Source organism: Stenotrophomonas sp. YJH_SMC_123, assembly GCF_059368215.1.
The window spans coordinates 1-23,661 of sequence record NZ_JCAFRM010000001.1 but is presented as its reverse complement, the minus strand read 5'-3'; the positions used below and the strand labels follow the sequence as shown (position 1 = coordinate 23,661).

General features: G+C 66.7%; 16 protein-coding genes and 1 other RNA gene. 11 read left to right on the top strand and 6 right to left on the bottom strand.

From position 1 onward, the window contains the following. The first annotated feature begins 4 nt into the window (after positions 1 to 4). From AC5P5W_RS00085 to AC5P5W_RS00045, 9 genes are read left to right on the top strand one after another with little or no spacing between them, the layout of a single operon-like run. Positions 5 to 190, top strand: a complete 186-nt coding sequence (locus AC5P5W_RS00085; RefSeq protein WP_014646171.1) for a hypothetical protein — start codon at positions 5 to 7, stop codon at positions 188 to 190. Continuing rightward, complete coding sequence (gene cpaB / locus AC5P5W_RS00080) at positions 187 to 981, top strand: Flp pilus assembly protein CpaB (protein WP_014036170.1); 795 nt, start codon at positions 187 to 189, stop codon at positions 979 to 981. Before AC5P5W_RS00085 ends, cpaB begins: the two co-directional genes overlap by 4 nt. Continuing rightward, on the top strand, positions 968 to 2,464 hold the full coding sequence (locus tag AC5P5W_RS00075) for a type II and III secretion system protein family protein (RefSeq protein WP_197574228.1): 1,497 nt from the start codon (positions 968 to 970) through the stop codon (positions 2,462 to 2,464). The genes cpaB and AC5P5W_RS00075 overlap by 14 nt, the downstream gene beginning before the upstream one ends. A 13-nt stretch (positions 2,465 to 2,477) precedes the next feature. Continuing rightward, positions 2,478 to 4,202, top strand: coding sequence for a TadA family conjugal transfer-associated ATPase (locus AC5P5W_RS00070; RefSeq protein ID WP_111205553.1), 1,725 nt, complete (start codon positions 2,478 to 2,480; stop codon positions 4,200 to 4,202). Beyond that, complete coding sequence (locus AC5P5W_RS00065) at positions 4,195 to 5,049, top strand: type II secretion system F family protein (protein WP_014646168.1); 855 nt, start codon at positions 4,195 to 4,197, stop codon at positions 5,047 to 5,049. Before AC5P5W_RS00070 ends, AC5P5W_RS00065 begins: the two co-directional genes overlap by 8 nt. After that, positions 5,046 to 5,936 carry a type II secretion system F family protein gene (locus AC5P5W_RS00060; RefSeq protein WP_014646167.1) on the top strand — a complete coding sequence of 297 codons (891 nt, stop codon included), beginning with the start codon at positions 5,046 to 5,048 and terminating at the stop codon, positions 5,934 to 5,936. Before AC5P5W_RS00065 ends, AC5P5W_RS00060 begins: the two co-directional genes overlap by 4 nt. 10 nt (positions 5,937 to 5,946) lie before the next feature. Further along, on the top strand, positions 5,947 to 6,330 hold the full coding sequence (locus AC5P5W_RS00055; protein WP_041863110.1) for a DUF192 domain-containing protein: 384 nt from the start codon (positions 5,947 to 5,949) through the stop codon (positions 6,328 to 6,330). After that, complete coding sequence (locus tag AC5P5W_RS00050) at positions 6,327 to 7,013, top strand: TadE/TadG family type IV pilus assembly protein (RefSeq protein ID WP_032958205.1); 687 nt, start codon at positions 6,327 to 6,329, stop codon at positions 7,011 to 7,013. Before AC5P5W_RS00055 ends, AC5P5W_RS00050 begins: the two co-directional genes overlap by 4 nt. 1 nt (position 7,014) lies before the next feature. Continuing rightward, entirely contained in the window at positions 7,015 to 7,641 is a 627-nt protein-coding gene (locus AC5P5W_RS00045; protein WP_032958203.1) for a hypothetical protein, read from the top strand. A gap of 100 nt (positions 7,642 to 7,741) precedes the next feature. On the opposite strand, the gene AC5P5W_RS00040 is transcribed toward AC5P5W_RS00045, so the two are convergent. Together AC5P5W_RS00040 and AC5P5W_RS00035 are read right to left on the bottom strand one after the other, a co-directional pair. Next, entirely contained in the window at positions 7,742 to 18,634 is a 10,893-nt protein-coding gene (locus AC5P5W_RS00040; RefSeq protein ID WP_495220743.1) for an autotransporter-associated beta strand repeat-containing protein, read from the bottom strand. A gap of 359 nt (positions 18,635 to 18,993) precedes the next feature. Continuing rightward, positions 18,994 to 19,311, bottom strand: a complete 318-nt coding sequence (locus AC5P5W_RS00035; RefSeq protein WP_005415486.1) for a DMT family transporter — start codon at positions 19,309 to 19,311, stop codon at positions 18,994 to 18,996. 301 nt (positions 19,312 to 19,612) lie between these two features. Between AC5P5W_RS00035 and ffs the strand changes: the two genes are divergently transcribed. Continuing rightward, positions 19,613 to 19,709, top strand: an RNA gene (gene ffs, locus AC5P5W_RS00030) — signal recognition particle sRNA small type. Between the two features lie 90 nt (positions 19,710 to 19,799). Here the strand turns inward: ffs and AC5P5W_RS00025 are convergent. The 3 genes from AC5P5W_RS00025 to AC5P5W_RS00015 are packed head-to-tail and all read right to left on the bottom strand — an operon-like array spanning position 19,800 to position 21,702. Further along, positions 19,800 to 20,189, bottom strand: coding sequence for a DUF4440 domain-containing protein (locus AC5P5W_RS00025; RefSeq protein WP_197574226.1), 390 nt, complete (start codon positions 20,187 to 20,189; stop codon positions 19,800 to 19,802). After that, positions 20,186 to 20,953, bottom strand: coding sequence for an MBL fold metallo-hydrolase (locus AC5P5W_RS00020; protein WP_046429135.1), 768 nt, complete (start codon positions 20,951 to 20,953; stop codon positions 20,186 to 20,188). The genes AC5P5W_RS00025 and AC5P5W_RS00020 overlap by 4 nt, the downstream gene beginning before the upstream one ends. Then, on the bottom strand, positions 20,953 to 21,702 hold the full coding sequence (locus AC5P5W_RS00015; RefSeq protein WP_032958195.1) for a 3-deoxy-D-manno-octulosonic acid kinase: 750 nt from the start codon (positions 21,700 to 21,702) through the stop codon (positions 20,953 to 20,955). The genes AC5P5W_RS00020 and AC5P5W_RS00015 overlap by 1 nt, the downstream gene beginning before the upstream one ends. 20 nt (positions 21,703 to 21,722) lie before the next feature. On the opposite strand from AC5P5W_RS00015, the gene AC5P5W_RS00010 reads away from it, so the two are divergent. After that, positions 21,723 to 22,769: a glycosyltransferase family 9 protein gene (locus tag AC5P5W_RS00010; protein WP_111205556.1), complete on the top strand. Its 1,047-nt coding sequence runs from the start codon at positions 21,723 to 21,725 to the stop codon at positions 22,767 to 22,769. 18 nt (positions 22,770 to 22,787) lie between these two features. Here AC5P5W_RS00010 and AC5P5W_RS00005 read toward each other — a convergent pair whose 3' ends face one another. Beyond that, complete coding sequence (locus AC5P5W_RS00005; protein WP_014646159.1) at positions 22,788 to 23,192, bottom strand: DUF6165 family protein; 405 nt, start codon at positions 23,190 to 23,192, stop codon at positions 22,788 to 22,790. Positions 23,193 to 23,661 lie beyond the last annotated feature (469 nt).

Here is a 23,661-nt window from a genome sequence, read left to right as displayed (position 1 = left end):
CGCCATGAGAAAACGCATTCCCCCGTCCCTACGCCGCCAGCGCGGGGCCGCACTGATCGAGTACGCCGTGGTCGCTTCCGTCGGTGTCCTGGTCCTGGTCGCCGAGCCGAACATCGTGCTCGAGCTGATCGATTCACTGCGCAAGGCGTACCAGGGGTTCACCTACATGCTGTCGATGGGAGTCGTATGAAGGCGCTCCCGCTGAAAGCCAACCGCAACGTCGTCTTCATCATCATCGCCCTCGCGCTCGGCCTGTTCGCGGCCCTGGTCGCCGTGCGCTACGTGCAGAAGGCAGTGAACGAGCGTGCCGCTCCGCCGGTGGAAATGGTGCCGGTAGCCGTGCCCAAGACCGACATGGAGCCGGGCAGCATTGTCACCGTTGCCGACCTTGCAGTGCGCGAAGTCCCCGCCGACCTGCCGCCTGCCGATGCGATCACGCCGGACAATGTGTCCGAGTACAGCGGCCGCATGCTGCGCGCGCCGATCCGCGAAGGTGCACCGCTGGGTGCCAGTGCACTGGTACCGCTGTACGACCAGTTCTCGCGCGTGATCGCCAAGGGCAACGTGGGCTACACCCTCCAGGTGGACGAGACGAACTCGATCTCCGGCATGATTGCTCCCGGAGATCACGTCGACATCCTGCTCACCGTCGAGCAGGAACAGACCGGTGCCCGGGTGCTGCCGCTGCTTGAGGACATCAACGTTCTGGCAACCGGCAACCGCGTCGGCGAAACGCCGGCCTCGGAAGACCAGCAGGGCTATTCGAACATCACTCTGGAACTGACACCGGCACAGGCGCAGCGACTCACGGTCGCCGCCAAGGCGGGTTCGATGCGGGTGATGCTTCGCCAGGTGGAGGATCGTGGTGCGTTCGGCCTCAGTGGCATGACGCAGAGGGAACTGCTCGGCAACGGCACGCAGGGTCGTGCTGGCGTGCAATTCATCATTGGGGGCAAAGGGTCGACGAATGCGCAGCAATAATGGAATCCGCAGCCTCATCGCCGCCACTGCGGCCATCGCTGTTGTCACCTTGCCACTGCTGGCCGTGGCACAGACCACCGGCACCCAGCTGACCCCGGTACCGGTCATGGCCGCACCGCGCCCTGCTGTCCAGGCGCAACCGCAGCCCAACACCAACCATGCACCGGTACCCGGTGGGCAGAGCGCCTTCCCGGCGCCGGTTCCCGATCCCGCCTATCGCACCAGCGCGTCGGCCATGCCCGCGGTGCCACTGCCCACCCGCGCCCGGATCTATGCCGGCCAGGCCGCCGTCTACACGCTGCCCAGCGGGCTCAAGCGCGTGGCCGTCGGTAGTGGCGAGATGCTCGAGGTCACCAACGTCGGCCCGCGCGACCTGATCATGATGGGCATGAAGCCCGGCTCCACCACGGTTCACCTGTGGCTGCAGAACGGCAAGCAGCTGCAGGTGCAGGTGGACATCTCCGAGAACGATGCCGTCAGCCTGGCCGAGACCATCCGTACCCTGCTGGCCGACGTGGAAAAGATCAATGTGCATGCGGTCGCCGACCGTGTGGTCATTACCGGCCAGGACATCAACCCGGGCATCGGCAGCCGCATTGATGCGATCCAGAAGATCTACCCGACGGTGTTGAATTTCACTACTGCCGACCCGGTGGGCATGCGCCCGATGGTGCAGATGGACGTGAAGATCATGGAATTCGACACCAATGCGCTGGAAGAACTCGGCATCCAGTGGGACAACGTCATCCGTGGCCCGGTGGCGGGCATCGTCAAGGATTTCACCAACAACAACTACTACCGCATCAACCCCGAGCAGAGCCCGGCCAACGGCGTGCTGCTGCCGAACAAGCTGCAGGGAACCCAGGCCTTCTTTGGCATCGCCACGCAGATCGGCTCGGCGATCAACCTGATGATGAACAAGGGCAAGGCGTTCCTGCTTGCCTCGCCCCAACTCAGCGCCCGCAGCGGCGGGCAGGCCAAGTTCCTGGCCGGCGGCGAAGTGCCGATCCCGGTTCCGCAGGGCTTCGGCCAGGTCACGGTCGACTACAAGGAATACGGCATCAAGCTCGACATCGAGCCCCTGGTCAACTTCAATGAGGACATCTCCACCCGCATCCTGGCTGAGGTCAGCCGTGTCGATCCGACGGTGACCGTGCAGGGCGTTCCGGGCTTCACCACCCGCCGCACCGAGTCGGAAATCAATGTCCACGCTGGGGAAACCATTGTCATCTCCGGGCTGATCGACTCCAGCGCGCAGCAGGATGCCAAGCGCCTGCCGCTGCTGGGCGATATCCCGATCCTCGGAAAGCTGTTCCGCTCCGATGGCTTCCGTGGCAACCGTACCGAGCTGGTGATGTTCGTTACTCCGCGCGTGGTGACGCCGGGCTCGCAGGAAAACCTCGATGGCCTGGAGCGTGCGCGACAGATCCAGGAGCGCGGCCAGCAGGCCATGCCGCGCCGGAACAAAGATTTCGTGCAGTGACCGGAGCCGTCGCATGTTCAACATCCTCATCGACACACCCAACCGCGACCAGCGACGTGTCCGCTGCCTGCACCGTGAATGCGGGATCGGCCGTGGCGACGGCAACCTGGTGGTGCTGCAGGGCTGGAGCATCGCCCAACGCCATGCGGCGCTGAAGCGCGAGGACCAGGGCATCTTCATCGAGAGCCTGGGAGGCCGCTCGCCGGTACTGGTGAATGGCGAACAGGTCAAAGGCAGCCGTGGCCCGCTCACCAGCCGTGACCGCGTGCAGATCGGCGACTACCTGCTGCAGGTGGTGGACGACGACCCGCCGGCCGAACCCCTCGCCGATGCTGGAAGTTTCAATGCGGGCGCGGCCAACGATGTACCGGTGGACGCCACGCCCGCACCGGCACCCGCACCGGCGCAGCCATCCAGCGAACGCCAGCTGGCGCGGCCGGAGCAGCTGCCGCCGGACATGGCGGTCTATCGTGCAAAGCTGCATGCCTCGCTGGTCAAGCAGATGGACCTGCGCCGGCTTGACGTGCGCAGCATGGACGATGAGTCGCTGCGCAACGCCACGATCAAGCTGATCGATGAGGTGATGCAACGGGAGTTCTCCGAGCTGCCCAAGACGATCAACCCACGCAGGCTGGCCAAGGAGGTGCTCGATGAGGCCATCGGCCTGGGCCCGCTGGAAGACCTGATCGACGATGCGACGGTGACGGAAATCATGGTCAACGCGCACGACCAGATCTTCATTGAACGTGCGGGCCGGATCGAACGGTCCCCCATTGTCTTCACCAGTGACCGCGCGGTGCTGTCAGCCATCGAGCGCATCGTGACGCCCCTCGGTCGCCGCATCGACGAAAGCTCGCCGATGGTCGACGCGCGACTGAAGGATGGCTCCCGCGTCAACGCCATCATTCCGCCGGTGGCGCTGCGCGGCCCGAGCATCAGCATCCGAAAGTTCGCCAAGCGCAAGCTGGAAGGAAAGGACCTGCTCACCTTCGGTTCGCTCAGCCAGCCGATGCTGGAATTCCTGATCGTTGCGGTGCGCGAACGGCGCAACATCGTCGTCACCGGCGGCACCGGCTCCGGCAAGACCACCCTGCTCAACATCCTTTCCAACTTCATTCCCGATACCGATCGCATCGTCACCATCGAGGACGCGGCCGAACTGAAGCTCGTCCAGCCCAACCTGGTTGCCCTGGAAGCGCGTCCTCCCAACATGGAAGGCAAGGGCCATATTTCCATCCGCGACCTGGTGCGCAACGCGCTGCGCATGCGCCCGGACCGCATCGTGGTCGGCGAGTGCCGCGGCGGCGAAGCACTGGACATGCTGCAGGCCATGAACACCGGCCACGAAGGATCGCTGACCACCGCCCATGCCAACAATCCGCGCGAGGCGCTGTCGCGCCTGGAAGTGATGGTCATGATGTCCGGCATGGAGCTGCCGATGACAGTGGTGCGCGAACAGATCTCGTCGGCAGTGGACCTGATCGTGCACCAGAAGCGCTTCCCCTGCGGTTCGCGCAAGGTCAGCCACATCACTGAGTTGACGGGCATGGAAAGCGGAACCATCCAGCTGCAGGATGTGTTCCTGTTCAAGGCACGCTCCACTGCCGGACGCGATGGCAAGGTGGTGGGCGAGTTCGTCGCGACCGGTGCAGTGCCGGAGTTCTATGAAGAGCTTGCCGAGCGCGGCGTCGCCGTTGACCTGGACATTTTCCGTACCGGGGGACGGCGGAATGAGTGACATCCTGCTGATCGCCCTGCTGTGTTTTGCCTGCGTGACGGGCTCGGTGCTGTTGCTGGCGCGTGCCAGCTCCGGCTTCATGGACCGTTACCGCGCCAACTTCATGGACCAGGCGCGGGTCAATCTGGCCGACATGTTCCTGTTCGTCGACCCGCGCGTGCTGTTCAGGACCAATGTCCTGATGCTGCTGGCGATTCCCGTGCTGCTGTGGATCGTCACCGGCGGCAACCTGCTGCTGCCGATCCTGGCCCTGATCCTGCTGGCCATAGCGCCACGCAAGATCTACCTGTGGCTGAAGCAGCGCCGCCTCGACCAGATCCAGCAGCAGTTGCCCGACGGGCTGCTGATGCTGGCCGGCAGCCTCAAGGCCGGCGTCGGCTTCAATCCTGCGCTGGAAGCACTGGCCCATGACGGCCTGCCTCCGCTGGCCCAGGAGCTGGCACTGGTACTGCGCGAGCAGCACATGGGCGTGCGCACGGAGGAGGCGCTGGACAACTTCGCCGCCCGCGTGCCCATTGCCGACGTGAAGCTGTTCGTGGCCGCCGTCAGCATTTCGCGCGAGGTTGGTGGCAATCTCGCCGAGAGCCTCTCCACGCTCGCCGAAACGCTGCGGCGCAAGCTCATCATGGAAGGCAAGGTCAAGGCACTTACCGCGCAGGGGCGCCTGCAGGGCATCGTCATGGCGATGCTGCCAGCCGGCCTTGTCGGCTTCCTCGTGCTGTTCTATCCAGAAACGATGAACCCCATGTTCCACACCTTCATCGGCTGGTGCGTCATGGCCCTGATCGGGGTACTGGAATACCTCGGCTACCGCATGTGCCGCAAAATCATGACGATCGATATATGAACGCCCTGCTCATCCTGGTCGCACTGCTTGCCGCTGCCGCTGTTGGGCTGCTTGCATTCGCGCTGCGCGGACTGGTGCAGTCGGTCGAGGTGGACCAGCGCAACTACCAGGATCCGCTGCCGCTGCTGCTGCGCATCCTGTGGCCGCTGATTACGGTCGCTACGCGCCTGGCCGGGCCGCGCCTGTCCTCGGCACAGCTGGAGCGCGCGCATCGCAGCCTGCAGTCGGCCGGCCAGGACTTCGTGCTGTCACCGGAAGAACTGTATGGCGCACGGATCGTCTCCGCCGCCGTGGCCAGTACCTTCCTGTTGCTCACCATCATCCTGCTGGGCCGGTTCGGAGTCGGCTCCGTGCTGATGGCCCTGGCATTCGGCGCACCCTTCGGGTGGATGTATCCCACGCTGTGGCTGGGCGAACGGCGGAAAGCGCGCTCCAAGCATGTGATCCGCGACCTGCCTATCTTCCTCGACTTCATCACCATGGCCGTCGAAGCGGGCCTGAACATCACCGGTGCGATCGAACAGTCCGTCGACAAGGGTCCACCCGGTCCGCTGTCACAGGAGTTCTCGCGCATGTTGCGTGATCTGCGCGCCGGCCTTCCGCGTGCCGAAGCGCTGCGGCGCATGTCCGATCGCGCCGACATTTCCCAGGTGACCAGCTTCACCAGCGCTTTGATCCAGGCGGACCGGGTGGGTGCCAGCCTGAGTGACACACTGCGCTCGCAGGCCATGCAGCGCCGCGAAGAGCGCTTCCTTCGCGCCGAGAAGCTGGCCCTGGAAGCGCCGGTGAAGATGATGCTGCCGCTGGTGCTGTTCTTCTTCCCGCTGATCTTCGTCGTCCTGGCCTACTTCATCTTCCTGCAGATGAAGCAGCAGGGCATCCTGTGAGTCCCCGCACATGAGAACCGGCGCCCTGATCCGCAACCACCAGCAGTTGCTCAGCTGCGTCTGGCATGCCGATCGCTGGCACCAGCGGCTGCGCGGCCTGCTGTTGCGCGCGCCACTCCAGCCTGGGCAAGGCCTGCTGATAACCCCCTGCTCGAGCGTGCACACCCTGGCCATGGGGTATCCACTCGACCTGTTGTTCCTGGACCGCGATCAGCGCGCCGTTGGCTGGCGCGAGGCCGTGCGCCCATGGCGCGGCGCCTGGTGCCGCGGCGCCTACTCGACGCTGGAAATGCCGGTGGACAGCCTCAGGCATATTGCCCCGGTGCTGGGCGAGACGTTCCAATGGTGCCCTTCTCCGCCTGCGGCACCGCCATCCACGAGGGCGTTGCAATGAAGCACATCCGCACATCCATCCGCCAGCAGCGGGGCCAATCGCTGATTGAATTCTGCATCGTGGTTCCGGCCTTCGTCTTCCTCATCCTGGTCATCTTCCAGTTCGTCCTGATCTATCGCGCCAAGTCGCTGCTGGATTTCGCCACGCTGCAGGCCGCGCGTGCCGGCGCGGTCAGTGGCGTCAATCATTCCGAGATGCGCAGCGCACTGGAAATGGCGATGGCTCCCCTGTACGCGACCTCGCCGGATGCCGCCGGTGCCGTCGCCGCCCGCGCCAAGGTCGCCCTGCTGTGGAAGAACCCGTTGCTGTCACCGAAGATCGAGGTCATTTCACCCAGCCGCGCGGCGTACAACGAGTTCCGCGAGCGCCAGTTCGATGGGCGCTATGCGCTGCCGAACGACAATCTTGCCTTCCGCGATGCACGTGTCGGCAGCAGCCGCGTCAGCGTGCAGGACGCCAACATCCTCAAGATCAAGGTCACCTATCCGATGCCCCTGATCGTTCCCTTTGCCGACCGGGTGATTGCCGGTCTTTCAGACCTGGTCAGCGAAGGCGACAGCTTCCGCCCGGCCTCGATGCTGATCGAGGACCCGATCACCGGCCATCGCCGCATGCCGATCGAGTCCTACGCGATCGTCCGCATGCAGAGCCCCGTGCATGACAGCAACAACCTGGCGCGCTGACATGCAGGTGCTGCTGGCCAGCCTGTTGATGGCAGCAACCTGGGCCGTCGCCGCGCAATCCACGGACGCTGCTGACAACGAACCTCCACAGGCGCGATTGCTGGCACGCGCTTATGGCCTGGGCCCACTCGGTCCAAGCTCGCCTGGTGGTGAGGTCGAGGTCGAGATCCGTTTGCGCGGGCCTGCCATCCGTATTGATTTCCGCGGCGACAATGCGCCCGATGCATGGCTGACCACCCAGGGCCAGCGCGGCCGGGCATGGCTGGTGAGCGAGCGCGGCAACTACACGCTGCCGGTCGCCGACGCCAGTGGTCCCTACTGGTACGATCCTGCCGCCCCATGCCACACGATCGGAGGGCGCTGCTCTCCCGCACCCGGCGAGTTCATCCTGGGTCGCCTCGCTGCCGGCTGGCGCTATGACAATGCGCAGGGCCCTGATGGCACCACCTCCGGCACGTTGTGGATCGATACCCGCACGGGCCTGCTGTTGGGTTACCGCGGACGCACCGGCAACCAGCGTACCGAACGCGGCCTGCGGGTTACCGAGGTCACATTCGATGAGGTGCCGTCGAGCCTGTTCGACCCGCCCGCCGGATTGCGGCGACGCACGCAGGATGCGGCGAACTGAGCGAGGTGGTTGCAGTGCCGACACCGTGGCGCGGGAGGTCTCACTCCCTCCGCGCCGGTAGATCCACGCAGCGCGTGGATCTACCGCTGGCCCGCCCCGCTTAGAAGCCTACCCGCAGGTTGATCTGCCCGCCGACATCGCGGCGGCCATCACCGTGCTGGCCCTGCACGAACATCGACAGCTGGCTGTTGCGACCCAGGCCGACCGCCACGCCGAGCTGGCTGACCAGCGCATTGCGTGCCATCACCGCGCTGTAGACATCGAAGGCATCGCCACCGACCGCGAAGCGGTTGCGGCTGGCCACATCGGTGTCACCCGATGCATGCTGCCAGCCCAGGCCGACGGTCAGCTGCGCCGGGAAGCGCGCGCCGCTACCCACGTCCCAGCGGCCCCGCACGCCCACCGTGCTGACGTTGAGCGTGTCCTTGCCGCCTTCCAGCACCAGTGCGGCACTGCCACCCTGCTCCAGCGCACGATCACTGTCGACCCAGTGCCGGGTGAACTGCACGTACGGCTGCAGTTGGGTCCTGCCATGGGTCCAGGTCCAGCTGCCTTCGACCTGGGCGATGGTCACGTCCGAATCCTGGCGGCTGTACAGGGTCTGGCCCAGCAGAGGCACTTCACGCGTGGTGCGCGTGCGGTAGTCACCGCGCGACACGCTGCCACCGACCGCAAAGCCGTTGTTCCACTGTCCCTGTGCATACAGGCCGAACGTGTTGCCGCGCAGGCGGGCGCGCGAACTGCGATCGTACAGGCGCGTATCCAGCCGTTCGTTGCCGGCCGCCGCACCCAGCACCACGTGTTCACCCAGCTGCCAGTCCACACCCGCCATCACCGCATTGCGATTGGAACGGATCTCATCGCCATTGCCATCGCCATCCTGCTTGAACACCTTGCCGCTACCGGCCAGCCAGGCCGAGGCACGCTCACCACGCACGGTCGGCAGCTCACTGCCCAGGCGCTGGCGGATGCCCTCTTCCAGGTAGTTGTCGTACAGCAGCACCGCGCGGCTGGCCGCGTGCACTTCGCCGGAGAGCTGGTCGAATGCGCTGCGCGCAGTGCTGGCGTCATACAGCAGCACCGTGTTGTACAGGCCCAGCGCCGCGCCACTCTGCGGCAGGCTGTCCAGCGCCGCAGCGGTGTTGTACTGGTTGCGCGTGTTGGCCACGGTGGTGAACGCCGCCGTCTGCGCCACGTCGATCTGCAGGTTGGCGGTGTTGGCGGTGTAGACCGGGGTGATGGTCAGGAAGGCCGACGGCGAGTTCGCCGAGGCGAACTGCCCGCTCACCCCACCGCCCGCGTTGATCACCGTGTACTGCTGGCCCTGCTGGTAGCTGGTGCTCGGCGAGATGGTGTTCACCTTTACGGTGCTGCCACCCACGTTGGCGCTGCCGCCCACCTGTACCGTATCGCTGCCGCTGGCACCCAGATCGATGCCCAGCGTGCTGCCCGGCGACAGGGTCAGGTTGCCACCCACGGTGATCGTGCCGGTGCCATTGCCTGTGCCGCTGCCGTTGCCCGGGCCATTACCCGGCGACAGCACGCCACCACTGGACACCGTCACGCCACCGCCGGTGCCACCAATGGTGCCGGTGCCGGACAGCGTGGTACCGCTGCCGATGGTCCACTGGCCGCCGATGGTGCCGGTGACATTCAGGCCGCCGCCGGTGACCTGGCCGGTACCGTTGAAGCCACCACTGTTGCCGCCGAGGTTCAGGCCACCGGGGCCGGCCTGCACGATGCTGCCGCCGCCGCTGATGCTGCCGCCCAGCGTGGTGGTGCCACCGGTGTTGATCACCAGGCCACCGTTGTTGGTGATGTTGCCGGTGATCGCGCCGCTGGCCCCACCGTTGCCGACCTGCACCGTGCCACCGGCGTTGATGGTGGTGCCACCGGTATAGGTGTTGTTGCCGGTCAGGATCACGGTGCCGGTGCCGGCCTGGGTCAGGCCGCCGCTGCCGCTGATGGTGCCGCCGACGGTGGTGTTGCCGCCCACGTTGAACACCAGGCTGCCGTTGTTGCTGACGTTGCCGGTGATCGCACCGCTCGCGCCACCGTTGCCGACCTGCAGCGTGCCGCCGGTGTTGATGGTGGTGCCGCCGGTATAGGTGTTGTTGCCGGCCAGGACCACGGTGCCGGTGCCGGCCTGGGTCAGGCCGCCGCTGCCGCTGATGGCGCCGCCGACGGTGCTGTTGCCACCCACGTTGAACACCAGGCTGCCGTTGTTGACGACACTGCCGCCGATCGCACCGGTCGCACCGCCATTGCCATCCTGCAGCGTGCCACCGGCGTTGATGGTGGTCGGGCCGGTATAGGTGTTGTTGCCGGTCAGGGTCAGCGTGCCGCTGCCGGCCTGGGTCAGGCCGCCACTGCCGCTGATGGTGCCGCCCAGCGTGGTGTTGCCGGCCACGTTGGACAGCAGCGTGCCATTGTTGGTGACATCACCGACGATCGAACCGGTCGCACCGCCATTGCCCAGCTGCAGCGTGCCACCGGCATTGATGGTGGTACCGCCGGTGTAGGTGTTGGTGCCGGTCAGCAGCAGCGTACCGCTGCCGGCCTGGGTCAGGCCGCCACTGCCACTGATGGTGCCGCCCAGCGCGGTGTTGCCGGCCACGTTGGAAATCAACGCACCATTGTTGGTGATGTCGCCGGCGATGGCGCCGGTTGTACCGCCATTGCCCACCTGCAGCGTGCCGCCGGCATTGATGGTGGTACCGCCACTGTAGGTGTTGTTGCCGACCAGGGTCAGCACCCCGCTGCCGGCCTGGGTCAGGCCACCACTGCCACTGATCGCGCCGCCGACGGTGGTGTTGCCCGCGACGTCGAAGACCAGGCTGCCGTTGTTGGCGACATTGCCGGTGATCGCACCGGTGGCACCGCCATTTCCCACCTGCAGCGTGCCACCGGCATTGATGGTGGTACCGCCGGTATAGGTGTTGTTGCCGGTCAGGGTCAGCGTACCGGCACCGGCCTGGGTCAGGCTACCGGTGCCGCTGATGGTGCCGCCCAGCAAGGTGTTGCCGGCCACGTTGGACACCAGCGCACCGTTGTTGGTGATGTCACCGACGATCGCGCCGGTCGCACCGCCATTGCCCACCTGCAGCGTGCCGCCGGCATTGATGGTGGTACCGCCGGTGTAGGTGTTGTTGCCGGTCAGCACCAGCGTGCCACTACCGGCCTGGGTCAGGCCGCCGCTGCCACTGACCACCGCGCCCACGGTTGCCGTCGTGCCCAGGTTGTAGACCAGGCTGCCATTGTTGGTGATGTCGCCCAGCACCGAGCCGGTGCTGCCGCCGTTGCCGATCTGCAGCGTGCTGCCACCATTGATGGTGGTGCCGCCGGTATAGACGTTGTCGCCGCTCAAGGTCAGCGTGCCGGTGCCGCTCTGCACCAGGCCACCAGTGCCACTGAGCACACCGCCGAAGGTGGTGCTGCCGTTGTTGCCGCCGGTGGTCAGGGTCGCACCGCCCAGCACCACGCTGGATCCGGTCACGCCGGCCAGGCCACCGATGCTCTGGCTGCCACCGGCACTGATGTCCAACGTGCCGGCACCGGACAGGTTCACCGTGCTGGCACCGGACAGGCTGCCACCGGCCGCCACCGCCAGCGTGCCGCTGTTGATGGTGGTGGTACCGGTGTAGGTGCTGGCGCCGCCCAGGGTGACGGTTGCCGCGCCATCTTTCAGCAGGCCGCCAGCGCCGCTGATCGGGCCATTCAAGGTCAGCGCGTTGCTGCCCGCCAGGGTCAGCGTGCCATTGGCCAGCTGCACGGTGTTGGCCAGGGTCAGCGCGCTGGTGCCGTCCAGGCTGGCGTTGCCGCCCACGGTCAGCGCGCCGGTGCCCAGCGAACCGTCGTTGCCCAGCAGCAGGCCACCGGCATTGAGGGTCACGCCGCCCGTGAAGACGTTGACGCCAGTCAAGCCCTGGATGCCTGCGCCGTTCTTTACCAGGCCACCGGCCCCTCCGATGGTGCCGGCGAACGTGGTATTGCCCACGCCATTGAGGGTCAGCGTGCTGCCGCCCAGCACAACGGTCGAACCCGCCACGCCTGCCAGCGAACCGATCGCCTGCGCACCACCCGCGCTGATGTCGAAGGTGGTACCGGCATTGGCCAGGTTCACCACACCGGTCGCCGCCAGGCTGCCACCGGCGCCGATCGCCAGCGTGCCGGCGTTGATGGTGGTACCCCCGGTGAAGGTGTTGGTGCCGGTCAGCGTCTGGGTCCCCGAGCCTTCCTTGATCAGGCCACCCGAGCCGGCCAACGAACCACTGAACGTGCCATTGCTGGCATCACCGATCGTCAGCGTGTTGGCCCCCAGGTTCACCGTACCGTTGCCGACCAGTGTGCCGAACTGCTGCGTGCCGCTGCCCGCCGACAGATCGAAGATCGCACCCGAGGCCAGGTTGACGATGCCACTGGCGTGCAGGCTCGCGCCAGCACCCAGTGCCAATGTACCGGCGTTGATGTTGGTGCCACCGGTGTAGGTATTGGTGCCGTTCAGGGTCAGCGTTGCGGCTCCCTCCTTGGTCAGGCTGCCGGTGCCGCTCAGGTTGCCGTTGAGGGTGAGGTTGTTGCTGCCGAGGACGGTCAACGCGTTGTTGAGGGTGAAGTTGTTGGCGAGGGTGACCGCTGTGTTCGAATCGAGCGTCGCAGCGCCTGCGACCGTCACCGCACCGGTGCCCAGCGCAGCATTGTTGCCGACCACCAGGCCGCCGGCGTTGAGCGTTACGCCGCCGCTGAAGGTGCTGCCGCCGTTGAGCGTCTGCACGCCTGCGCCGTTCTTGACCAGACCGCCGTTGCCACTGATCGCACCGCTGAAGGTGCTGTCCACGTTGCCGCCCAGGGTCAGCGTGCTGCCACCCAGCGCCACCGTACTGCCGGCGACGCCGGCCAGCGAGCCGATGGCCTGGTTGCCCGCCGAAATGTCGAACGTGCCGGCACCGGCCAGGTTCACCGCGCCGGTCGCGGCGAGGCTGCCACCCGCGCCGATCGCCAGCGTGCCGTTGTTGATGGTGGTACCACCGGTGTAGGTGTTGGCACCGCTCAGGGTCACGGTGGCCGCACCGTCCTTGACCAGGCCGCCGGTACCGGAAATCACACCGCCCAGTGTCAGCGCCTGGCTGCCAAGCAGGTCGAGGTTCGCGCCCGCTGCGAGCCCGATGTTGTTGGCCAGGTTGACGCCTGTCGATGCGTCCAGCGTCGCGTTGCCGCCCACTGCCAGCGCACCGCTGCCGAGCGCAGCGTTGTTGCCGACCACCAGGCCACCGCCGTTGAGTGCGACGCCACCACTGAACAGATTGGCGCCTCCCAGTGTGAGGACGCCGGCGCCATTCTTGACCAGGCCACCGGTGCCGGAAATCGCGCCATCGAAGAGGCTGTTGCCCACACCACCGAGTGTCAGCGTCTGTGCACCCAGGCTCACCGTCGAGCCCGCCACGCCGTTCAACGAGCCGATGGTCTGGTTGGCCCCTGCGGTGGAGATATCGAAGCCGGTGCCTGCAGCGCTCAGCGTCACCGCGCCGGTGGCTGCAAGGCTGCCGCCCGGACCAATCGCCAGCGTACCGGCAGTGATGAAGGTGCCGCCGGTGTAGGTGTTGGCACCGGTCAGCGTCTCGATGCCCGTACCGACCTTGGTCAGGCCACCCGTGCCTGCGATCGAGCCACTGAAGGTGCCATTGGTGGCGCCGCCGACTTCGATCGAGTTGGCGCCGAGGTTCACCGTACCGTTGCCGACCAGGGTTCCGAACACCTGCGTGCCGCTGCCGGCAGACAGATCCAGCGTGGCACCTGTGGCGAGGTTCACGGTACCGCTCGCCGCCAGGCTGGCACCGGCCCCCAGCGCCAGCGTGCCGGCGTTGATGTTGGTGCCACCGGTATAGGTGTTGATGCCATTCAAGGTCAGCGTCGCGCTGCCGTTCTTGGTCAGGCTGCCGGCACCGGAAAGGACGCCGTTGAGCGTCAGTGCGTTGGTCCCGAGCACGGTCAGCCCGGCGTTGAGCGCGATGTTGTTGGCCAGCGTTGCCAGGCCGGTGGTATCCAGCGTGGCAGCACCGCCGACCGTCAATGCACCGGTGCCCAGCGCCGCGTCATTGCCGAGTACCAGCCCGCCTGCATTGAGGGTCACGCCGCCGCCAAAGGTGTTGGCACCGGACAGCGTCTGTACGCCCGCGCCCACCTTGATCAGCCCCCCGCCGCCACTGATCACGCCGTCGAACGCGGCGTTGCCGGCTGTACCGAACGTCAATGAGTTTCCGCCCAGCGCCAGCGTGCTGCCGCCCAGACCATTGAGTGCGCCGATGGTCTGGCTGCTGCCGGCACCGGAGATATCGAAGCCGGCGCCCGCGCCCAACGTGACGTCACCCGCCGCGGCCAGGCTGCCGCCCGTGCCCAGCGCCAGCGTGCCGGCATTGATGGTGGTACCGCCGGTGTAGGTGTTGGCACCGGACAGCGTCAGCGTGGTAGCGCCGTTCTTGATCAGGCTGCCATTGCCGCCGACCACGCCCGACAGCGTCAGCGCATTGCTGCCCGGCACCGTCAGTGCAACGCCCGAGCCCAGCGTGACCGCATTGCCGAGCGTCACTGCCGCGCCCGCATCCAGCGTGGTGCTGGTATTCACCGCCAGCGCGCCGGTACCAAGCGCACCATCCGCACCGACGACCAGGCCACCACCGTTCAGGGTCAGGCCGCCACCGAAGGTGTTGGTGTTGTTGAGGGTCAGCAGGCCCGTACCGTTCTTGACCAGGCTGCCATTGCCGGCCACCACGCCACCGAGCGTGACATCGTTGCTGCCGCCCAGCGTCAGCTGCGTGCCCGCACCGAAGTTCACTGCATTGGCCAGGTTCAACGCCACCGTGCTGTCCAGCGTGGTAGTGCCACCGATGCCCAGCGCACCGGTGCCGAGCGCGCTGGCATTGCCGAGGATCAGGCCACCCGCGTTGAGTGCAACACCGCCACTGAAGGTGTTGGCACCGGACAGCGTCTGCACGCCGGTACCCGTCTTGACCAGGCCGCCAGTGCCACCGATCACGCCGGCAAAGCTGCCGTTGCCGGCGCCGCCAAAGGTCAGCGACTGCGCGCCCAGCGCCAGCTGGCTGCCTGCGACGCCGTTGAGTGCGCCAATGGTCTGCGCGGCACCGGCTGCGGAGATGTCCAGCGTCGCACCGGCACCGGCAAGATCCACCGCACCGGCCGCGGCAAGGCTGCCACCGGCCCCCAGCGCCAGCGTGCCGGCGTTGACGGTGGTGCCACCCCCGAACGTGTTGGCGCCAGACAGCGTGAGGCGCGCCGCGCCATCCTTGATCAGCCCGCCGGCGCCGAACACCGGACCGGTCAGCGTCAGGTCATTGCTGCCCAGCACGGTGAGGTTGGCGCCGGCGGCGAGGCCGAGGGTGTTGCCCACCGAAAGCGCCGCAGTGGCATCCAGCGAAGCGTTGCCGCCCACGTCCAGCTGGCCGGTACCCAGCGCCTGTGCGTTGCCAAGCTGCAGTACGCCCGCGTTGAGCCCGACGCCCCCGCTGAACGTATTGGCGCCATTCAACGCCAGTGTCGCCGCACCGTTCTTGACCAGCCCGCCGGTGCCGCTGATGACGCCCCCCAGCGACACGTTCTGGCTGCCCAGCAGATCCAGCACCGCACCGGCGCCGAGGTTGACGCTGTTGGCCAGGTCCAGCGCCACCGAACTGTCCAGCGTGGTATTGGCCCCCACCGACAATGCACCGGTGCCCAGCGCGCCGGCATTGCCCAGCAGCAGGCCGCCGCCGTTGACGGTCAGCCCGCCACCGAAGCTGTTGGCGCCATTGAGGGTCAAGGTGGTGGCACCGTTCTTCACCAGCCTGCCCGCACCGGACACCACCCCACCTAGCGTGATCGACTGCGAACCCGGCAGCGACAACGCGGCGCCTGCACCCAGTGCCACGTTGTTGCCCAGGTTCAGCGGCGCACTGCCGTCGAGCGAGACGTTGCCACCGATGCCCAGCGTCCCGGTGCCGAGTGCGCCGCTGTTGCCCAGCAGCAGGGCGCCAGCGTTCGCGCTCAGTCCACCACTGAAGGTGTTGGTACCGTTCAAGGTCAGTGTCGCCGCGCCGTTCTTGACCAGGCTGCCTGTGCCCGTGATGTTGCCGGCCAGGGCCAGGTTCTGGCTGCCCGGCAGGGTCAGGGCCGCGCCGAGGTTGATCGCATTGCCCAGGTTCAGCGCTGTCGTGGCATCCAGCGAACCGTTGCCACTGACCGTCAACGCCCCGCTGCCGATCGCACTGCTGTCGCCCAGCAGCAGGCCACCCGCCGTCAGATTCACGCCGCCACTGAAGGTGTTGGCGCCGCTCAGCGTCTGCACGCCGGTGCCCTGCTTGATCAGGCCACCGGTGCCGCCGATCACGCCGGCGAACGTCTGGTTGGTGGCATCACCGAAGGTGAGCGTGCTGCTGCCCAGCGTCACCGTGCTGCCGGCAATACCGGACAGCGCGCCGATGGTCTGGTTGCCGCCGAGCGAGATGTCCAGGTCCGCGCCAACGCCGGCCAGGCTGACCGCACCGCCGGCGGCCAGGCTTCCGCCGCTGCCCACTGCAACCTTGCCGGCATTGATCGCCAGGCCGCCGGTGAAGGTATTCGCGCCACCCAGCGTAAGCGTGGCGGCACCGTTCTTGACCAGGCTGCCGGTGCCACCGATGGCGCCGCCCAGCGTCAATGCGTTCGAGCCCAGCACATTGAGCGAGCCACCCGCGCCCAGCGTGATGCCATTGCCGACCGCAAGCGCCGCGCTGGTGTCGAGCGACACCACGCCACCAACATTCAGCGCACCGGTTCCCAGTGCTCCACCGTTGCCCAGCACCAGGCTGCCGGCATTGAACGCCACGCCGCCGCCGAAGGTGTTGGCGCCATTGAGCGTCAGCGACGACGCACCGCTCTTGACCAGGCCACCGGCGCCACCGATCACGCCGTTGAACGTCAACGCCTGGTTGCCGAGCAGATTGAGGCTGGCACCCGAACCGAGGTTGACCGCGTTGGCCAGTGCAAGCGCCCCCGTGGTTCCATCGAGCGTCACGTTGCCGCCGACACTGAGCGCACCGCTGCCCAGCGCAGCAGCATTGCCCAGCAGCAGGCCGCCGCCGTTGAGTGCCACACCGCCACTGAGGTTGTTCACGCCCGACAAGGTCTGCACGCCGGTGCCCAGCTTGACCAGGCCACCCGTGCCTGCGGCGAACGTGCCGCTGTAGCTGGTATCGCCCAGCCCCGCGAGGGTGAGCGTGTGGCTGCCCAGGTTGACCGAACCGCCGAGGCCCGCCAGCGAACCGATGGTCTGGTTGGCGGCCGCCGACAGGTCCAGGGTGGTACCGACGCCGACCGTGATCGCACCGGTGGGTGACAGGCTGCCGCCCGCGCCCAGCGCCAACGCGCCTCCGGCCAGGTTGAAACTGCCGGTCAGCGCATTGGCGCCGTTCAAGGTGAGGGTGCCGGCGCCGCTCTTGGTCAGGTTGCCGGCACCGGAGATCGAACCGTTCAATGACAACGCATTGCTGCCGAGCAGGTTCAGCGAGCCCCCGCCATTGATCACCAGATTGTTGCCCAGGGTGAAGCCCGCCGTCGTATCCAGTGAAGCGCTGCCACCCACGGTCAGGTTGCCGCTGCCCAGTGCACCGGCATTGCCCAGTACCAGGCCGCCGGCATTGAGGTTGACGCCGCCGGAGAACAGGTTTGCGCCGCCGAGAGTAACGATGCCGGTGTTGTTGACCGTCAGCCCGCCAGTACCGGACAGAAAGCCCCCCAGGCTGAACGCATTGGTCCCTGCCAGGGACAGATTTCCACCAAGGCTGAAAGCGTTGGCCAGGTTCAGACCGGCCGTGGCGGAGGCGATGGCACCGCCGTTGGCGGTGAACAGCCCTGTGCCGAAGGAACCGGCATTGTTGAAATTGACCAGGCCATCATTGAGCGTGGTCGTACCCGCACCCGCCCACGCACCCTGCAGGTTCCAGGTGCCGCTGTTGACGGTGAGCTTCTGGAAGTTGAGGTACTGGTTCCAGCCCAGCGTGGTCACCGCTCCGCCGGTGCCGGACCCCGGACCGCTGACGACGTTCTGCAACACCAGCGTGTTGTTGGCCGCACCACTGCCGGTACCGGCGTCGACCGATCCCGCAGCCGCAACCTTTACCCCGGTGACACCGGTAATCACGCCGGCAAGAGCGCTGCCGCCGCCGCTCACAACGCTGGAACCCGACACTGCGGTGAAGGTGTTGCCGCCGGTTGAATCACCCAGGTGAACGCTGCCACTGACCGCCCCCGCATTGAGGAACGTGTTACCGCCAGAAGCACCCAGGCCGACGCGTCCGTCGATGGTGCCTGTGTTGGTCACATTGGCGGCTGCACCACCATAGGTCACTACCGTGGTCGCGTCGGAAACGCTGCCTGCACCGATCAGCGACGTGCTGATCAGGCCGGCGTTGTTGATGGTGGTGGTGCCGTTGACATTCTGTGCCACCAGCGCCTGTCCACCGAAGCCCAGCAGCGTCGCGATGTTGACGACACCCTTGATCTGTCCGCTGGCGTTGTTGTTGACGACGATCGCGCTGTTGTTGGCAGAACCATTGCCGATGACCAGGCCGGGCGAGGCGAGGATGATCGAGCTCGGATCGATCGTGCCATTGTTGTTGACCGTCACGTTGTCGCCGGTCAGCGTTGCTGCGTTGCCGCCACCTACGACCGGCGGCGTACGCAGCAATGCACCCGCGGCGATGTTCAGCGTGAGGCCGTTGGTCGCGTTGGAGTAGTTGTTGATGTTGGTGGTGCTGTCGCAGTTTACGGTTGTGGTGCCGGTGCACGCTGCGAATGCCGATCCGCTGGCCAGTGTGGCGGCCAAAGCCGCCGCCAGCTGGTGCGCCCGCAATCGCGGCACCCGCCCTGCGCTGACCGCGCTTCCGCCGGGGTTCTGGGCGACCTCCGAAGCAACCTGCATTACCCCAAGGGCACGATTGAAAACCAGACGGTAAATGCGGTTCATCGGTAAATCTCCATGAAAAGACCGGATGGCACAGCTGGCAGGTTTTTTGGAGACAATGCGGCCCACCCCGGCTCCCCGAACGGGAACAAGGCCTGAAGGCATTAACTCCTGAAAATCTTCACATCTTCACGCGATCGCACCCGGGGACAGGTGCGCCAGCGCGTCCGTCAAGGCGAAAACTCCCCGATTTCGCCCGACGAATGGCGGCACTGTGCGACCGACGGTGCCAGCGGCATGTGAATCACGCGCCCTATTTTTATGACGTGCGTCAAATAACAGGGGCGGACAAAATGGTTTTGCCGAAAATGCATATTGCTGCATGTGGCGGAGAATCCATTCCCCGCCATGAGTAAATAAATTCAGCTGCTGGAGAGTTTCATCAGCACCAGGCCGGAAACGATCAACACCGCCGCACCGATCCGCATCGGGCTGACTTGCTCGCCCAGGAACACAATGCCAACCACGAACGCCCCGACCGCGCCGATGCCGGTCCAGATCGTATAGGCGGTTCCCAGCGGCAGGCTGCGCATGGCCACCGCCAGCAACCAGAAGCTGGCGATCATGCCGATGATGGTGACCACGGTGGGGGTGAGCCGGGTGAAGCCTTCGGACTGCTTCATGGACACGGCCCAGACGATTTCCAGCAGGCCGGCAAACAACAGATAGATCCAGGCCATGACGGCCCTCCTCTTGGTAGGGCCAGGCCGTCCTGGTCTTTGATTCCCGATGTGGGGGAGGTCGTTCCTCCTGGCCGGCATTCTAGCAACGGCGGCAGCCCCAGGCCGCCGCCGCCGGGAGCGGGTTACAGCCGATTCAGTGCATGAAGCTGGCGTCGATGGGCCTGCCTGCGCTAGAATGGGCGTCTGCCATCGGCCAGCCCGATGTGCAGTCCGGCTGTGGTCTCCGGCGCGCCGCGCGCTGTTTCCCCTGATCCGTGAACTGGCCGCCCACCGGGCGGCCAACGTCTCTATGGTGGCCCCGTCGGCCCCTCGCGACGCTAGGTCGAAAACCCCGCCAGGGCCGGAAGGCAGCAACGGTATCGATCGACGCGGGCGCCGAGGTCAGCCGGCGGGGCCACCGCCTTTTCCGCACTGGGGTCAGTTCCCTTTGCATGGCAAAGGGATCTGACCCCGGCTTCGCATTCTTGGCCCGGCATGGCGCCGCGCTACCCTGCCTCGGGCGTGCCCTGGTGGAACACCATGCGCCATCTGTCCCCGTGCCGGCGCCACAGCGAACTGCGCAGCACCCAGTGCTGCAGCGGCCCATCAAGGTGATGGCGGCTGCGGTAGCGCACCTGGGCCAGGTCCTGCGACAGCAGCCAGACGGCGTACTGCTCCGATTCGATCTGCACCTGGGCACGCTCCAGCGGAATCTCCACCAGCGCGGCCGCACGGTCGTAGCACTGGCCGGAGCTGCCGATCTCGCTGAATTCCTCATCCAGCAATGCGGCCAGTTGCTCGCGGTCGGCACGCACCTGCGGCGCATGCAGTGCACGCTCCAGCGCCTCCAGCCCGGCAGCCAACGCCGCACCTGCGGGCTGGCCGGTACCGCTCACGGCGGGTCCTGGGCCAGCACGTGCGGGGCGGTCGGGCTCGCCAGCGGCACGCACTGCCCCGGCTGCGCCACGCGGTGCCCACGCGCAGCCAGCGCCAGACCATCGGCCGCGCTGGCGTAGTGGTACAGCATCATCCGCGCCTGCAGTTCGGCGCTGTACTCACGCTCCAGATCGTCCACGCCGGTATGCGAGGGATTGCCGTGCAGGCCGCAATCGTGAGCGATCAGTTCGTTGTCACTGGCAAAGCGTGCCAGCATCTCCGGAATCGGCCGGGTATCGCCGCTCCAGGTCAGCGCGCCCTGCAGGCGCAGGCCATAGGCCGTCTCCGGCCAGTGGTGGCGCACCGGAAACACTTCCAGGCGCACGCCCTCGTGCCAGAACGCCTCGCCCACCACGATCAGCTGGAAGGCATCCCAGAAATTCGCACCGCCCTCGGCCAGCACGTTCGGGTAATCCCCGATGCGCTTGTGCAGCAGCGGCACCACCGTGGCGGGCACGTACAGGCGCACCTTGCCGCGCCGGTGCGCATTGAAGAAGGTATCCACGAACAGGCGCTCGAAGCCGGCCACGTGGTCCAGGTGCACATGGGTGACGAACAGCGCCTGCGGCATCTGCCCGTAGTGCGCCTTGAACGCGGTCAGGCCTTCGCCACCACAATCGATGGTCAGCCATGGGCGCCCATCGCGCTCGATCACCGACATCGGCGACCCCAGCTCGACCGCCGACGCATTGCCGACGCCGAGGAAACGCAACGCCCAGTCCATCAGGTGCCCCGGTTCCAGGCCATGTCATAGGCACGGCGCAGCCGCGCGTAGTCCTTCTGCACGTCTTCCACGCTGCGCTCGCCGCGCAGCTTGATCAGCGAGCGCAGCAGGCGCTTGAGGTTGCGCTCGCGCCAGGCGGTCGCCGGGATGCGGATCACGCCGCGGTCGAAATCGATCAGCCAGCCATGGCCGCTGCCATCGAACAGGATGTTGTGCGCGTTGAGATCGGCATGGTCCAGGCCGGCACGATGGAAACGGGCAATCAGGCGCCCGGTCTCCTCCCAGGGAGCCCCCCGGCCGGCCACCAGTGCGCGGTCGGCCAGCGAGCGCACGCCCTCGATCCGCTCCATCAGGATCGCCGCCCGGTAGCGCAGGCCCTCGCGCATGTAGAACGCGGCGATCGGCCGTGGCACCGGCAGCTTTTTCTCGCGCAGGGCGCGCATCAGGCGGAATTCGGCGAAGCTGCGGGTCCGGTCCGAGCCGCGCCAGAGGTACTGGTCATGGCTGATACGGGCCGCCATGCCGCCGCGCAGGTAGTGGCGCAGCACGCTGGCACCGAACGGCGCATCGACGAACCAGGCGCTGCCGCGGCCGCCCTCGCCCACCGGCCGGGCCCTGCTGCCCCAGTGCTGGGGCGAGAACAGGCCGATCTCGGCTTGCCGCAGCCGCTCGCGGTCGAACAGAATGGCCCCGATGCCGCGACCCTCGCGGCATGGCGTCAGCGCTTCATTGGCGTCGAATGCGACCATTTCATTGAGTCTAACAACACATGGCATCAGCGTCCTCCTCCTTGTGCCTCCTGCGCCTGTCCGCACTTGGCGATGTCACCCACGTGGTGCCCCTGGTGCGTACCCTGCAGGCCGCGCGCCCGGACACGCCGATCCACTGGATCATCGACAAGGTCGGCCACAAGCTGCTCGACGGCCTGCCCGGCGTCACCTTCCATCCCTACGACAAGAAGAGCGGCATGGCCGGGGTCAAGGAACTGCGCAGGCAGCTGCCGCCGGGGCGCTTCGAAGCGCTGCTGCAGATGCAGGTCGCGTTCCGCGCCAACCTGCTGTCGGCCTTCATTCCGGCCGAGCGCCGCATCGGCTACGACCGCAGCCGCTCGAAGGACCTGCATGGGCTTTTCATCAACGAACGCATTCCTGACCGTCCCGGCATCCATGTGCTCGATGCCATCGGCAGCTTCTGCGAACCGCTGGGCCTGCGCCAGACCGAGGTCAGCTGGGACCTGGCCGTGCCGCAGTCGGCATATGAGTGGGCCGCCGCGCAGTGGCACGACGATGGTCGCCCGGTGCTGATGATCTCGCCGTGCTCCAGCCACGTGCGCCGCAACTGGTACGCCGACCGCTACGCCGCCGTGGCCAACCACGCGGTTACGCGCGGCTGGCAGGTGGTGCTGTGCGGCGGCCGCAGCGAACTTGAGCGCAGCATGGCCGACGCCATCCAGGCACAGCTGCACACGCCGGCGCTGGACCTGGTAGGCAAGGACACGCTGAAGCAGCTGCCCGCCCTGCTGGCCCGCGCCAACCTGGTGATGACGCCCGATTCCGGCCCGATGCACATCGCCAACGCGATGGGCGCCAAGGTGCTGGGCCTGCATGCGGCCAGCAATCCGAACCGCAGCGGCCCGTACTCGGATCGTCGCTATTGCGTGGACCGCTACGACGATGCGGCACGCAAGTACCTCGCCAAGCAGGCCACCGATCTGAAGTGGGGCACCAAGATCGAGTTCGACGATGTGATGGAACTGATCACCGTGGAAGACGGTATCGCTGCCTTCGAACGCTACGTCGCCGACCACCTGGGGTGAGCGGCAGGCCGCCCGGGATTACACGCGCTGCGCGTAATCCTGATAGGACTTCTCCTCCACGTACGCCGAGCCCAGCGCCAGGTTGATCGCCTTCTTGATGCGCGCGCGTTCGTCATTGCGCAGGTACACGCTGCGCGCCAGGTCGATGAAGCCCTGGTCGAACGCCTGCGCCTTCTCCTTCAGCCGGATGTCGTCCTCGATTTCCCACAGCTGCTCGTTGACCACCTTCAGCTCGGCACGCAGCCTGGCGATGTCCTTCACGGCCGCCGGGTGTGCCATCCAGGTCTGCTCCAGCGCCGACAGCTCCCTGCGCACGTTGGCCAGCTTGCCCTCGTCGCTGATGCGCTCGGACTTGATCTGCAGGATCGAAATCTTGTCCAGCAGCTCGCCGAAAGAAACGGGAACGAGGATTTCAGCGGTCATGGGGAAAAGCTCCAGCAGGTGATGCGTACATGGTAACCCGCAGCGTCCGCACGGATATCCCCGGTAGATCCACGCCATGCGTGGATGAGCCTGCCAGCAGGAACAGCATCCACGCACCGCGCGGATCTCAGTGATGCATCTGGAGGACCAAGCCCCTCTGTTGAGGGGCTGCCCCGACAGGGGCGGGGAGAGGCCGGCAAAGGGAGGGGCCCACACGTTCCACAGCAACGTGTGGGGCGACGCGCAGAGCGCGTCGCGTCCCGCGCCAGATCAGTACAGGGTCACTACGGCGTGATTCCCGCCGCGCATCGCACCGCGCGGATCTCCCGTGATGCATCTGGAGGACCAAGCCCCTCTGTTGAGGGGCTGCCCCGACAGGGGCGGGGAGAGGCCGGCAAAGGGAGGGGCCCACGCGTTGCGCAGCAACGTGTGGGGCGACGCGCAGAGCGCGTCGCGTCCCGCGCCAGAT